Origin of the sequence: Croceicoccus mobilis (assembly GCF_001661965.1) — a bacterium.
Taxonomy (GTDB): Bacteria; Pseudomonadota; Alphaproteobacteria; order Sphingomonadales; family Sphingomonadaceae; genus Croceicoccus; species Croceicoccus mobilis.
On the sequence record NZ_LYWZ01000011.1, the window covers coordinates 107,735 to 121,881 of the forward strand.

Here is a 14,147-nt window from a genome sequence, read left to right on the forward strand (position 1 = left end):
ATCCCCGGTCAGGCCCGGCACAGTTCATTGTCCATAGGGCACGGCCTCCTTCACCTCCATGTCAAAGCAATGATCACCCGCGGGGTGTTCGACAAAGGCGGAGGTCTGGTAATAGCCGCCATAGGCCGCGCCTTCGGCCACCAAGTCCATCTCGGTCCGCGCCGTGCGGAACCGCGTGCACAGACGGTACGTGCGCTCACCAGTTACTTCATAGCCATAAGGCTTGCCCGTTTCCGGATCACGGGGCAGACGCACATGCTCGAACTTCGCGACCGCCTTCAGGCTATCGGGCAATTCGTCATAGGCGCGGAAATAGGTCAGGACCGCTACATCAATCTGCGCCAGTGCCGCTTCGCGCGCCGCATCGGCCTGCTTCCTGCGCTCTTCACCCGGTGGATCGAAATTGGCAAAGGCCGCGATGACCGCGGCAAGGGAAACAGCGACCAGAAATCCCAGCGAAGCCATCCGGACAAGGCGCACATGCCCGGCCCCGAAATGCTCTTCGCAGGACATTTCATAAAGATAGCGCCCCAATACCAGCGCACCGATGCCAGCCACGACCAGGATCTTTAGAAGTACGCGCGAATCCAGCTCTCCGTTCAGCCAGTAGGAGACGAGAAAGCTGGCATCGAAAAGCAGGACGAAAGCGGTGAAATACAAGGTCAGATAGGTCAGCTTGCGCCTGACGGCGGAAGCGCCTCCCCCGGCACTCGAGCGGCGCAGTTTCGCGATCCGGAAATCGACGAAGAGATAGGCCGGCAGAAAGACGACCACGCTGGAAACGCCGGAGCGCAGCTTTGCCTCCACATTGCCCATCATTGAAAAATAGTTGCCCGCATAGAAGTCTGCAGGATCAGGTCGGGCGATATTGATCAGCTGGAACAGGATCGTGCCCAGCCCCATGACCGCCACGTAGAGGCATGAAAAGGCCGTGAGATACAGGAACAGCTCTTTCGGTGTGGGGGATATGGATGGGCGCGGCACCGCGACGGGAAGATCGCTGTCGGCAAAGGCTTCTATGGCCGATTTCACCTGGGCGGGCGGCCAGCCTGCATCCTCCAGCGCGCTTGCCGCTTTGTCACGACCGATTCCCGCCCGCGTCGCCCTCCGCAGAAAATCGGTCAGCACTGACCAAGCCATCGCCACACTCCCCTTCCTGCCGCATCAGCCGGAAACTCGAAGAAACCCGTGGGATATGGTCGCATTCGCAGCAAACCGGCCATGGCGGTCGAACAGGATTGACGCTGCAACCACCGCGTCGAAACCCGTAAATATACGCATCTCAGCGGCGTGCCGCGTCTGCACGATACTGGGAGGTTTACCGATATGACCTGATCGCGGCTTTGGCGATGATGTCTGCCGTTCCCGATAATAATCGGATCTCTTCATTCCCCGGAAAGGCAAGATCATGGCAGCGAAGAAGACCGGCACCACACCGGAGTTCATGCAGCAGGGCGTGGAATGTTTCCGCGAATATTATGGTTTTCTCGCCGACAGGCTGCGCAAGGATGCCGAATTCGGACAAGAGCTGATGAGTTGCCGCGAACCGATGGCGGCCTTCAGCCTGTGGAGCGATTTCGGCAAGGAAATCGTGAGCGACTATCAGCACGAAGCCCAGAAATTGCAGGCAATGACGGCCGAAGCGGTCGCGGCTGGCATGATGGGCGCGCAAGGCATCGTCGAAAACGGCATCGGCCTTGCCGGGAGCACATCGCCGAAGGTCTGACTGGGCCTGCATGGCGGTCGTCTCGCTCGGCCTTTCGGGCAAACCGCCGGCTGATGGGAAAGCTTGCGCAGGCAGGGAGCTACTGCCAGTGACCGCCCATGCATATCGCCCTTTTCGAACCTGAAATCGCCGGAAATGTCGGCGCCGTCATGCGGCTGGGTGCCTGCATGGGCGCGGATGTGCATCTGATCGAGCCGCTGGGTTTCGAGTGGGATGATCGCCGTGTCCGCCGCACGGCCATGGATTATATCGATCACGTCAGCGTCACCCGCTACCCCGGCTTCGATGCCTTCCGCAAAACCATAGGTCACCGCCGACTGCTGTTGTTCACGACGAAGGGTTCGGGGTCGGCCTATGATTTCACTTTCGCGCCCGATGACGTGCTGCTTTTCGGCAAGGAAAGCGCAGGCGTGCCAGCGGAAATCGCCAAAGCCTGCCACGCCCGAATTCGCATTCCGATGCGCCCTGGCGTCAGGTCGATGAACCTCGCCATGTCGGCCGGGCTGGCGCTGGGTGAGGCGCTGCGGCAGACCGCCACCCTACCGGGCTGAGGCTATCGACATCGGAGTCAGCAAAAGCTGGTATTGGGGGTCGGCAAGGATATCTCGCTTCATTGCGCGGCAGCGCACATTAAGTGCTGCTGCAAGAAGCCGGACCCTCTGACACCCGGCAAGCCATTCTATCCGGGACCATCTACCAACCATGTCGCTTTCCTTTTTCGGCCATAATGGCCGCCGCCTGCCTTTCACCGCGCTCGCCATCACTCTGGCGGCTGCCGCCCCCACTGCAGCCAATGCAACCGATGGCTATTTCCTCAACGGAGCAGGCGCCAAGGCCAAGGGCGCGGGCGGGGTCGAGATCGCGATGCCGCAGGATGCCCTTGCCATTTCGGTCAACCCGGCGACAGCGATGGAAATCGGACACCGCCTCGACGTCGGCGTAGAGATTTTCGTCCCCGACCGCGGCGCCAGCATTTCGGGCAATGCAGCCGGGCTTGACGGTAAATATTCGGGCAATGGCGCCAATCCCTTCGTCCTTCCGGAAGCGGCCTATGTCCGTCCGCTGTCGGACCGTCTTGCCGTGGGCATCGCCATTAACGGCAATGGAGGGATGAACACCCATTACAAGACCAACCCCTTCGCCAGCTTTGGCGCCAGCGGTCCGGCGGGCGTCAACCTGCGCCAGATCATGATTTCCCCCACCGCCGCGTATAAGGTGGCACAGGGGCATTCGGTCGGCGTTTCACCGGTCATCGTTCTGCAAAGCTTCAAGATGCATGGCGCGCAGCCCTTTGCCGCCTACTCGCAGGATCCCGAAAACTTCACGAACAATGGCACGGACTGGAGCGCTGGCGTCGGCGTTCGCGTCGGCTATCTCGGTTCGATCGGCGAAAGCGTGAAGATCGGCGCGTTTTACCAGTCGAAGATCAATGCCGGTGATTTCGATGATTATGCCGGGCTGTTCGCCGAAAAGGGCGGGTTCGACATTCCCGCTTCCTGGGGCTTTGGCGCTTCGGTAAAGGCAAGCGACGCACTGACCGTCGGGGCCGATTACAAGCGGATCGACTATTCGGATGTCCAGTCGGTGGGCAATCCGGTCGACAGCCTTTTTCAGGGCGTCCCCTTTGGCGCCGATGGCGGCCCCGGCTTCGGCTGGCGCGACATCGACGTCTGGAAAGTGGGCGCGATCTATCGCGCCTCCCCGGCGCTGACCCTGCGCGCAGGCTACGGCCGTTCCGACAATCCGGTGCCCCGTTCGCAGACCCTGCTCAATGTTTTTGCACCCGGCGTGGTGCGCGGCCATTACACGCTGGGCGCAACGGTAAAGATCGGTGATGGCGCCGATGTCACTGCCTATGCGATGCGCGCACCGCGTCAGACCGTGCGCGGGTCCGGATCGATCCCGGCCAGCTTTGGCGGCGGAGAGGCCGATGTATATCTTGCCGAAACCGCGGTCGGGCTGTCTTTCGGCCTGTCGCTTTAAAGCAGCGGGACTGCGATAAACCCTTGGCTTCCGGAACATTACGGATAACGCGGTCCGCATAACCGCGCTAGGCAAGTAATTACCGACCAGGAGCGACAATGTCGTTTTGGACCGAAACCGAAAAGGAAAGGTCCTGGACCGAGATTGCGCGATAATCGGTCGATAGAACCTGCGGCGATCCCCAAAACATGATGCCCCGACATGGGCATCACGGGCCGGGGGAAGCCGCAGGTTTTGTCTTTGGGCGCATTTCACGCCCCTCCTCCCATTACATCCGTATATTCACCAGATGCAGCCGCGCCCGCCTCCGGCCTAAATGGTCATGGGAAGGAGGCCGATCATGGGCATCGAGACAAGAACCGGAGATGCACGCGACAACAAGGCCCTGCATCATCTGCTGCACCGTGTCGCCGAACCGCTGCCCAACCCGTCAAACGCCGAAGCCTTTGGCGAATTTTTCGACCGCTTTGGCGATGCGCGCGTCGTGCTGCTGGGCGAATGCACCCATGGGACCAGCGAATTCTATCGCGCCCGCTCCGCCATCACGCGCCGCCTGATAGAGAGGCACGGCTTTTCCATCGTCGCGGTAGAGGCCGACTGGCCCGACGCCGCTCGCATCGACGAATATGTCCGCCACCGCGCGCCGCGCCCGCGCCGCGGGGATGTGTTCGCGCGATTTCCGACATGGATGTGGCGCAATCTGGAAGTGCTGGAATTTGCCGATTGGCTGAAGGGGCACAATGCATCCCGCGCGGAAGAGGATCGAGCTTCGTTCCATGGCCTCGACGTCTATAGCCTCGACGAATCCATGCATGCGGTTATCGCCTACCTCGACAAGGCGGATCCCGCTGCCGCCGAAAGAGCGCGCAGGCGCTATGGCTGCCTCGAACCTTGGGCAGAAGAACCTGCTGCCTATGGCCATGCCGTCATGCGCGCCGGGATGGACAGCTGCGAAGACGTGGCCGTCGCACAGCTTCGCGCCATGCTGGACGAGCGGCTTGGCCGCATGCGCGAGGATGGGGAAAGCTGGTTCGACGCCGTGCAGAATGCGCGCATCGTCGTTGCGGCAGAACGTTATTACCGCGCCATGTATCGCGGCGGTGTCGACAGCTGGAACCTGCGCGACCGGCACATGTTCGGCACGCTTGAGGCACTGCTCGCCCATCGCGGCGATCATGCACGGGCCGTTGTCTGGGCGCATAATTCGCATATCGGCAATGCTGCGGCGACCGCGATGGGCTGGCGCGGCGAATTCAACATCGGTGAATTGTGCCACATGGCGCATGGCGACGAAGCGGTCGCCATCGGCTTTGGCACCGACCGTGGGCATGTCGCCGCCGCCAGCGATTGGGGCGGCGACATGGAAATCAAGTCGGTCCGCCCGGCCCGCCCTGATAGCTGGGAACATGCGTTCCGCCACGCAGGGCAGGCCCGCTCGCTCACCGACTGGCGCGGCCCCGCCCACCGCTACTTGGCCGAGGCGCTTCGCGGCCCCATGCTCGAACGCGCGATCGGCGTCGTCTATCGACCGGAAACCGAGCTTTTGAGCCATTATTTTGAAGCCGTGATGTGCGAGCAGTTCGATGCGTTCGTCTGGTTCGAGGAGACAACCCCCGTCTCTCCGCTGGGGAAGGAACATCCGCACGGCGCCCCCGAAATCTGGCCATTCGGACTTTGACCCATGGATGTCGCGACCCATAGCCCGCATTTCTTCCAACTCGGCCGGCGCGGCCTGCCTGCGGTGCTGCGCATGCCCGACAGGGCGCATGGCATCGTCGTATTCGCCCATGGCAGCGGCAGCAGCCATCGCAGCCCGCGCAACAATTACGTGGCCGAGGCGCTGGGCGATGCTGGTCTTGCCACTTTGTTGTTCGACCTGCTGACCGTGGATGAAGAGCGCAATCGCGCAAATATATTCGACATCGCGCTCTTGTCATCGCGGCTGATCGAGGCAGTCCGCGAAATGCGGCTTGAACCGGCCTGCGCACATCTCCCCATCGGCCTGTTCGGCGCCAGCACTGGCGCAGGCGCGGCTCTTTATGCTGCGGGGCAGCGGCCAGAACTGTTTGGCGCCGTCGTATCGCGCGGGGGCAGGCCCGACCTGGCCGGACGCGATGCGCTGGAACATGTGCGCGCGCCCACGCAGCTTATCGTCGGCGGCGCCGACACGCAGGTTATCGCGTTGAACGAGGCGGCGGCCCGCCACCTGCGCTGCCCGCATGAACTCGTGATCGTAAAGGGGGCCGGGCACCTGTTCGAGGAGCCGGGCGCTCTGGCTGAAGTCATCGCCGAAGCGAAGCGATGGTTCCTGCTGCATCTGGCAGGGCGAAGAGAGCCATGAGCGCGCAGATCCCCCTGCCCTTCCGAGACCGCCAGACGGCAGGCCGCCTGCTGGCGCATAGGTTGGAGCATCTGAGGGCTGAACATCCGATCATCCTTGCCCTGCCGCGCGGGGGCGTTCCGATCGGCTTTGAAATCGCTCGCGCGCTGGATGCGCAGCTGGAATTGCTGATGGTCCGTAAGCTGGGTGCGCCGGGCCATTCCGAATATGCGATCGGCGCAGTCGTCGATGGCGACGAGCCGCAAATGATCCTGAATGAAGAGGCGGTCAGGATCATCCGACCGGGCCGTGAATATCTGCAGGCGGAACTGGGGCGCCAACTCGTCGAGATGGAACGCCGCCGCCGCGCCTATATCGGGTCGCGGAAGATGCCGTCCCTGGCAGGCCGAACGATCATCATCGTCGACGACGGGATCGCGACCGGCTCAACCATTACCGCAGCATTGCAGGGCGCGCGACGCCGAAGTCCGGCAAGGCTGGTGCTCGCCGTCCCGGTCGCGCCCGCTGACGTCGTCCGAAGGCTGGAAAGTCTTTGCGACGAGATCGTGGTGCTGGCCACGCCCGAGCCGTTCTTTGCGGTGGGTCGGCATTACCGTCATTTCGACCAGGTTTCAGACGATCAGGTCGTGCAATTGCTCAACGCCGCGACTCTGGACGGGCAAGGGCGCGAAAGCTGATACCCACGGCATGGCCCGGGCGATATCATGCACCCTGTCCGCCCCGCGCATTTCAGGCCATGAGCTTGTTTCGCGAGGCACGATCCGCTGCCCCGCCATGTGCGGATATCCGGTGACCTGCCGGCAAGCCTTTCGCGAACAAGACGTTTTCCAGCCCTCTTCCGTGATGGGCCGTGCGGGGCGTTTTGCCCCGATGGCAATCGTGCACGCCCGCAGGGAAAAAACGGGGCGCCCCTGCCGGGCGCGCCGATAATCGTGTATGGTCACCGCGATCGTAAGCAGGTCAGGCAACAGCGGGTCAGGCATGCGTGCAGACTTGAAAGAGACCGCCCCAAGTTTCTTCCCGGAGGAGCTTGTCGGGCTGATGCTGGGGCAGGTCCCGGCGTCTTTCGCGCTGTTCGATGCCGACCTCAATTATATCCGCTGCAGCGATCGCTGGCTGATCGAGAACCAGCTGGAGGGCCGCGATCCGGCCGGCCACTCACTCTATGAAATCTGCCCCGTCGATGCAGAGGCCCTGCGCAGCTGCCACCAGGCGGTGTTGAAGGGTGAGACGGTCAGCAGCGAGCTTGAACGATGTCGTCGGCGCGATGGCCGGATCGACTGGCTGCGCTGGAGCATGGCACCATGGCATGGAAGCGACGGGCAGGTTGCGGGCATTCTCATCACCAATGAAGTGCCGACCGCCTCGCTTGAAGATCAGCTGCGCACCCATCTCCTTGACGAGGAACTGTCGCTGTTCATCGACATCGCGGACCAGTTCGCGCTCTGCATGCTGGACGACAGCGGGCATGTGACGATCTGGAACGCGGGCGCGGAGCGCATGTTCGGATGGAGCGAGGCCGAGGCGCTGGGCATGCCGCTTTCGCGAACGTTCGAGGCCGGCGAACGCGACCGGCAGGTACCGCAAAGGCAGCTAGATCTTGCGCGCAGCAATGGAACGTTTCGCGATCGCGGCTGGCGCGTGCGAAAGGACGGGTCGGTATTCCTGGCCGACATCACCATCAGCCTGATCGAGCGTGATGGAGCCCTGCCGGGCGGGTTTGGCCAGATCGTGCGCGACATCACCGTCGAGGACACGCAGTCCCGCTCGCTGGAGGCGAGTTCGGTTCTGCTGAACTCCATCCTCGAAACCGTGCCCGATGCGCTGATCGTGATCGATGAACGCGGCATCATCCTGTCATTCAGCAAGGCGGCGGAGGAATTGTTCGGCTATGGGCCGGACGAAGCCGTCGGGCAGAATGTATCGATGCTGATGCCCATGCCCGAACGCAAGGAGCACGACGGCTATCTGGCGCGCTATCGCCAGACCGGCGTGCCGCATATCATCGGCAGCCATCGCCGCCTTATGGGGCAGCGCAAGGACGGGGCGATCTTCCCTCTCGAGCTCCGGGTGGGCGAAGCGTTTGGCGGTGGTCGCAGGCTTTTCGCGGGCTTTCTGCACGATCTCAGCACGAGCGAGGCAACCGAGGCGCGGCTGCACGAAACCCGCAGGGAGCTTGCCCAGATGGCCCGGCTTAGCGAAATGGGGACACTCGCGACGGCGATCGCGCATGACCTCAACCAGCCGCTGATGGCGATCGGCAATATCGTCCAGACGTGCGCCCAAACGATCCGCGATGGCGATGCGGCTGCGCTGGCGCACATGGCGGACGCGCTCGACGAGGCGGGCGCCGAAGCGATGCGAGCTGGCGAGATGATAAAGCGGCTGCGGCGCTTCCTGTCACGCGGAGAGCTGGAGCGCACGGAGGAGGACCCCGCCGCCATTGCGCGCGAGGCGTGCGAACTGGCCACGCGCGATGCGACATATCGCGGGATCGAGTGGTCGCTTTATCTCGATGACAATCCCGCCCGGATATTGATCGACCGCGTCCAGATCCAGCAGGTGCTGATCAATCTCGTGCGCAATGCGATAGAAGCGATCGACCATGGCGGCCATATCGCAGTCGCCGTCACCCGTGATGGCCACGACATATGCTTCAGCGTCACCGATGACGGCCCAGGCATTGCGCCGGACCGGGAGGACAAGCTGTTCACGCCCTTCTCGACCACGAAACAGACCGGCATGGGGCTTGGCCTCGCCATCTGCAGGACGGTCGTGGAATCGCATGGCGGATCGATGTGGCATCAACGGGTCGCGAGCGGGGGGGCAAGCTTCCTCTTCACCATTCCAGCCCATGACGGGGAGAGCGTGGATGGCACCTGATCGGAAACTCGTCCATGTCGTCGACGACGAGGAGGCGATCCGCAGATCGCTCGATTTCCTCCTCAGCAATGCGGGATATCGCGTGCAGCGCTGGGAAAGCGCAGATGCCTTTCTGAAAGGGGCCGACCGCTTCGAGCCGGCTTGCGCAATGATCGACATGGCAATGCCCGGAATGAACGGCCTCGAACTACAGCGCGAGATGCAGCGGCTGGGCTTCAACTTCCCGGTCATCGTGCTCTCCGGACACGGCGATATTCCGGTCGCGGTGCAGGCGATGCAAGGAGGGGCCAGCGACTTCATCGAGAAGCCGGCCGACCGCAAGCAATTGCTGGCAGCGGTCGAATCCGCCTTCAGCAGGCTCTCCGATGAGGAACGGCAGCGCAATCAGGCCGATTGGGCCAAGGTGCAGATCGGCCACCTCACCGCGCGCGAACGCGAGGTATTGGATGGTCTGGCCTGTGGCTTTCCGAACAAGACCATCGCCTTCGACCTTGGCATCAGCGCGCGCACGGTGGAGGTCTATCGCGCCAATGTCATGGCCAAGCTGAATGTCGGCAATTTCGCCGATGCCCTGCGTATCGCCTTTGCCGCGGGCCTCGGTTCAGAGCGTGGATGGCAGCGTGAGCACAATGCCGACGGCCAGTCCGCCGAACCTGCCGGCAGCAGCGACTGAGCCGCCCCGAACGCATTCGCCCGCCGAAGGGGACGCTTCGGCGGGCGAAACTTGCGCTGGACGGGGTTGCGCAAGCTAATGAGCGAGGAAAAGCGGCAAGGTGCACTCTGTCAGCATGGTGCGGGTGACCCCGCCAAATATCCGTTCGGCGGCGCTGGGCATGCCATAGGCTCCCATCACGATATATCCGGCATCGACGGCCATGGCATGGTCAATGATGATATGCGCGATCGTGCCGCGCGTCTCGCGCTCTACAAGGCTGACCGAAATGCCATGGCGCGAAAGATAGCTTGCCGCATCATGCATGGCGAAGGCACCGTCGGGGTTGTTGACCTCGATCATGCTGACTTCGCGCGCCTTTTTCAAAAGCGGAACGGCGGCACGCAATGCCGCGTTACTGGGGGCCGATCCGTCCCAAGCGATGACCACCGGTCGGGTGACATCGACGCCGCGACCTTCGGGCGGTACGGCCAGCATCGGGCGCCCGCCTTTCAGCGGCAATTGTTCGGGACGCCTGTCCTTATCCCCGTCAGGACCGCGTGAACGGGAGGACACGACAACCATGTCGGCAAGTTCCGCATGGCTCTCGATCGCATTGGCCAGCGGCTCGTGCGATTCCTTCAGTGACCAAGGTACATCTTCGGCCGCAAGGCGGCGTTCGATTTCGGAGCGTAACCGGGTTTCGTCTTCACGAAGCTCTTCGACGAGCAAGGCTTCGGCCCCACCGCCGGTATAGTAATTTGAAACGATCATCGGCAGGGCCACCACTTCCAGGCAAGTGAGATGCCCATCGAGTGCGCGCGTCACATCAAGCGCCGCCTGCAGGCGGGCTTCTTGCCCATCATCGTCATGGACGAGGAGAAGGATGTTCTTCATGGCCGTTCTCTCCTGTTATCGCCGATCAGCCTAGGATGCGGCGCGATGGCCGGTATTGGGAAATGTACGGAGCTGCGTTCGGGTGGAAGAAGCGTCCTTCAATGGGCGGCCGCTTCAGCATGAAAGCATGAAGCCCCCTCGCCATGCTGTGCGGCCGCCTGTCGGGCAACCGACCGGCATGCATCCTCTCCTCCGCATGGCCCGATGCCCGAATATAAGGACCCCGGCGCGATAACGATCAGGGCTTGCCGGCCACATTGGTGGCGTGGCGCCAATTATGACATTGGGAATATTACGTAGGAAACCGGTGTCCGGCCCGCCTCACATCGTGCGAACCGCGAAAAGATAGGCTGCCCCCGCCAGATAGACGGCAATCGCGGCCAGCGACCCCTCCCCCATCCGCAGGAACAACCGGTCGCGCCGCTCGATCAGGGCGAGGACATAGATCCCCGTCAGTGCCATCGCCAGCAATGCCGCCATCGCTTCGAAATTTCCAGCGAGAGCGAGGACCGGACCGCCGGGCGAGGCAAGGTCGATGACGAAGATGATCGCGATGTTGAACAGGTTCGACCCGAATATCTCACCCACGGCGAGTTCATAATGCCGCTGCCGCATGGCCCCGACGATTCCGCTGAGTTCGGGAAGCGAGGTTGCGGCGGCCACGAACAGAAAGCCGACCGGCTGCTGGCCAAGACCGCTGTCGCGCGCGATGATGTCGGCCGACCAGGCAAGCAGCAGGCCGCCCAGGAGTATCACCGCCGCCAATGCTGCGATGACCGCGATCAGTTTTCGCCACGCGATCGCGGCAGGGGCGGAAGCCTCGGCCAGGTCGGGGACGACGGGGTCCACCACCAGCCACATCGGACGGCGCTCTGCCCGACTGGCAATCGCCAGCGCCCCGATGCACAGCACCAGTATTCCGCTTGACCACGGGCCGACAAAGCCCGGCCAGCCCCCCGCCCCCGCGACGATGGCCGCTGTCACGACCACCAGCAAGAGCATGCCGAGAACCCCCTGCACCTGCACCACTGGCCGCGCCACGACCGAAGTCAGGGGCCGCTTCCCGATGATCAGGTCGGCAAAGGCGAGAAGCAGTATGTTAAAACTCGCGCTGCCAAGAATATTGTTGAGCGCGATCAGCGGCGTACCCATCGCCGACGCGCTGGTCGCGGTGGCCAGTTCGGGAAGCGACGTAATGCTTCCCAGCACCAGCAATCCTGCAAAACCATGGCCCAGGCCGGTCTTTTCGCTAAGCGCGACGACATAGCTCGGCAGCCGGGTCCCCGCGATCCAGACAAGTGCCGCCGCCCCGACAAATACGGGGACCGCGACAATCAGATCAGGAAACCCTGCCAGCATACGGGTCGAGACAACGCCAGATCATCGCCATTTGCAATGGGGGGTTATACAGGGCGCGGCAGCGGCGATCTGTCCGCGCGCGGCAGAAACCCCTCCCCCGCTGGAAAGTAGGGTCAGGGCTGTAGCCGCGCACGCGCTTCACGCTCGATCGTGGTCAATTCCTCGATCGTCTGCTCCAGCGCCTTGCGCTGCTCCTCCAGCTCGTCCAGCCGTTCGCGAACGCGTTCGGCCAGCCGTTCCATCTGTTCCTGGTGATTGGGGTCGGCATCGTAGAGGTCGAGGAACTCCTTGATCTCCCTGATCGAAAAGCCAAGCCGCTTGCCGCGAAGGATCAGCTGCATGCGCCCGATCTCGCGCTTGGTATAGACGCGGGTGGTGCCGACCCGTTCGGGCTTGATCAGCCCTTCCTTTTCGTAAAAGCGCAGCGCGCGCAGGGTCACGCCGAGCTGGCTGGCGACTTCCTGGATACCCAGCATAGCCTTGCCATTGCCGGAAGCCTGGTCGCCTTCCCCTTCCCCGCTATCATTGCGCGGGCTGAAACCTGTGTCTTCCATCGTCACGTCAGCTTCCGTCCGTTCCCCGCGCGCCCGATCCCTTGCGCGGCGCGATCAGACTGGCATGCAGTCCCCTATGAAGCGAGCCTTTTATGCTCTTCTTCGACAAGCTCTTTCTTGGATAGCTTGCCAATCATGGTCTTGGGCAGGCTCTCGCGGATCTCAAACTCTCGCGGCATCTCGATCTTGCTCAGCCGTTCCTTCAGGAAAGCCTGCAATTCCTCGACCGTCAGCGTCTCGCCTTCGCGGGGGGCGACGAAGAGCTTTGGCGACTGGCCGCGATAAGGATCGTCGATGCCGATGGCGACCGCTTCCATTACCGCCGGATGGTGGTAGGCCGCATCCTCGATGACGCGGGGATAGACGTTATAGCCGCCGCAGAAGATAACGTCCTTTATCCGGTCAACGATGAAGAGATAGCCGTCTTCATCGAGATAGCCGATGTCGCCGGTGCGCAGCGCGCCATCGACGAAGACATCGCGGGTATCGTCAGGCCGGTTCCAGTACCCCTTCATCACCTGCGGGCCGCGCGCGCAGATTTCGCCGCGCTGGCCCTGCGGCATCAGCGTTTCAGGGTTATCGGGATCGCGGATCTCGATGATCGTGCCCGGAAAGGCCGGACCGCAGCTGTTGTCCTTTATCAGCCCGTCGATGGGGTTGCAGGTGATGATCGGCGCGGTTTCCGAAAGGCCATAGCCTTCCACCACGCGGGCGCCGGTGTTTGCCTCGAAAGCCTCACGCACTTCCAGCGGCAGCGGCGCGCCGCCCGATATGCAGGCGTGGACATTGGAGAGATCGGGAATCCGCTCCTTTTCCAGCGCATTCAACGCGATATAGATCGTGGGCACGCCGAAGAACTGCGTCGGCGGCTTGCGCTTGATGGTGCCGAGCACCTGCTCCATGTCGAATTTCGGCAGGAGGACCATCTCCGCTCCGATCTCGATGGTGTAGTTGAGCACCGTCGTCAAAGCGAAGACATGGAACATGGGGAGCACGCCCAGCGTCCGCTCCTGCCTGGATCCGCAGCCGCCGGTATGGATCAGCATCTGCTCGCTGTTGGCGGCCAGATTGCCATGGGTCAGCATCGCGCCCTTGGGCACGCCGGTCGTGCCACCGGTATATTGCAGCACGGCCACGTCGTCGGGCCTGCGATCGACATGATCGGGGTAGAGCGAGCTGGCGAGCAGCTGCTTCATCCGAAGATGCAGGCCCTCTTCGCGGATCTTCGCCTTGTCGCGGCGTTTGAACAGTTCGAAACCCACGCCCTGAAGCCATGGCAGCATGTCGCGCATCGGGCACAGCACGATTTTCTCTACGCCAGAGGCGCGGGCGACATTTTCGACCTTGTCGTGAATCATGGCGAGATCGGGCACCGCCATGAAGCGCGTGCCCGAATCCCGGATCTGATGAGTAAGCTCGCTTTCCGTATAGAGCGGGTTGAAATTGACGATGACCGCCCCTGCTTTTAGCGCCGCGAAATAGAGCACGACGAAATAGGGGCAGTTGGGGAGGCACAGGCCAAACCGGTCGCCCGGCTTCAACCCCGCATCCTGAAGCCCGCGTGCCGCGCGGGTGACGAGATCGCCGATCTGGGAATAGGTCCATGTCCTTCCCAGGAAGTCGATCGCGGTCCTTTCGGGCCAGCGCTCGACCGCCCGGTCGAGGAGGTCGGTGATGAGCCGCTCATGCACGAGCGGCCCATCGGTCAATTTCTGCGTCTCTCCCCCGCTGTGCGGCACGTGACTATCCTCC

General features: G+C 62.7%; 13 protein-coding genes. 8 read left to right on the forward strand and 5 right to left on the reverse strand.

The genetic code is table 11. The features are described 5' to 3' along the window. Window positions 1-24 precede the first annotated feature (24 nt). A complete protein-coding gene (locus A9D13_RS03270; RefSeq protein WP_066770032.1) occupies window positions 25-1,140 on the reverse strand; it encodes a DUF5671 domain-containing protein in 1,116 nt (371 codons plus the stop codon). Window positions 1,141-1,408: 268 nt separating this feature from the next. On the opposite strand from A9D13_RS03270, the gene A9D13_RS03275 reads away from it, so the two are divergent. The 8 genes from A9D13_RS03275 (at window position 1,409) to A9D13_RS03310 (ending at window position 9,606) form a co-directional block, all read left to right on the forward strand. Next, on the forward strand, window positions 1,409-1,726 hold the full coding sequence (locus tag A9D13_RS03275) for a phasin family protein (RefSeq protein WP_066770035.1): 318 nt from the start codon (window positions 1,409-1,411) through the stop codon (window positions 1,724-1,726). 98 nt (window positions 1,727-1,824) lie between these two features. Continuing rightward, the gene (locus tag A9D13_RS03280) at window positions 1,825-2,277 is read left to right on the forward strand and encodes a tRNA (cytidine(34)-2'-O)-methyltransferase (RefSeq protein WP_066770038.1); all 453 of its coding nucleotides are present in this window, start codon (window positions 1,825-1,827) and stop codon (window positions 2,275-2,277) included. Window positions 2,278-2,428: 151 nt separating this feature from the next. Beyond that, a complete protein-coding gene (locus A9D13_RS03285; protein WP_082922063.1) occupies window positions 2,429-3,709 on the forward strand; it encodes an OmpP1/FadL family transporter in 1,281 nt (426 codons plus the stop codon). Window positions 3,710-4,049: 340 nt separating this feature from the next. Next, on the forward strand, window positions 4,050-5,387 hold the full coding sequence (locus A9D13_RS03290) for an erythromycin esterase family protein (RefSeq protein ID WP_066770041.1): 1,338 nt from the start codon (window positions 4,050-4,052) through the stop codon (window positions 5,385-5,387). 3 nt (window positions 5,388-5,390) lie between these two features. Next, window positions 5,391-6,050, forward strand: coding sequence for a dienelactone hydrolase family protein (locus A9D13_RS03295; protein ID WP_156521902.1), 660 nt, complete (start codon window positions 5,391-5,393; stop codon window positions 6,048-6,050). Beyond that, a complete protein-coding gene (locus A9D13_RS03300; protein WP_066770043.1) occupies window positions 6,047-6,727 on the forward strand; it encodes a phosphoribosyltransferase in 681 nt (226 codons plus the stop codon). Before A9D13_RS03295 ends, A9D13_RS03300 begins: the two co-directional genes overlap by 4 nt. A gap of 316 nt (window positions 6,728-7,043) precedes the next feature. Further along, on the forward strand, window positions 7,044-8,933 hold the full coding sequence (locus A9D13_RS03305; protein WP_172808084.1) for a PAS domain-containing sensor histidine kinase: 1,890 nt from the start codon (window positions 7,044-7,046) through the stop codon (window positions 8,931-8,933). Next, window positions 8,923-9,606: a response regulator transcription factor gene (locus A9D13_RS03310; RefSeq protein ID WP_066770051.1), complete on the forward strand. Its 684-nt coding sequence runs from the start codon at window positions 8,923-8,925 to the stop codon at window positions 9,604-9,606. The genes A9D13_RS03305 and A9D13_RS03310 overlap by 11 nt, the downstream gene beginning before the upstream one ends. A gap of 75 nt (window positions 9,607-9,681) precedes the next feature. On the opposite strand, the gene A9D13_RS03315 is transcribed toward A9D13_RS03310, so the two are convergent. From A9D13_RS03315 to A9D13_RS03330, 4 genes are all read right to left on the reverse strand, one after another. Beyond that, window positions 9,682-10,482, reverse strand: coding sequence for a universal stress protein (locus A9D13_RS03315; protein ID WP_066770052.1), 801 nt, complete (start codon window positions 10,480-10,482; stop codon window positions 9,682-9,684). A gap of 321 nt (window positions 10,483-10,803) precedes the next feature. After that, a complete protein-coding gene (locus A9D13_RS03320; protein ID WP_066770054.1) occupies window positions 10,804-11,841 on the reverse strand; it encodes a sodium:calcium antiporter in 1,038 nt (345 codons plus the stop codon). 113 nt (window positions 11,842-11,954) lie between these two features. Next, the gene (locus tag A9D13_RS03325; protein WP_066770444.1) at window positions 11,955-12,317 is read right to left on the reverse strand and encodes a MerR family transcriptional regulator; all 363 of its coding nucleotides are present in this window, start codon (window positions 12,315-12,317) and stop codon (window positions 11,955-11,957) included. A gap of 152 nt (window positions 12,318-12,469) precedes the next feature. Next, on the reverse strand, window positions 12,470-14,134 hold the full coding sequence (locus A9D13_RS03330) for a long-chain-fatty-acid--CoA ligase (protein ID WP_172808085.1): 1,665 nt from the start codon (window positions 14,132-14,134) through the stop codon (window positions 12,470-12,472). Window positions 14,135-14,147 lie beyond the last annotated feature (13 nt).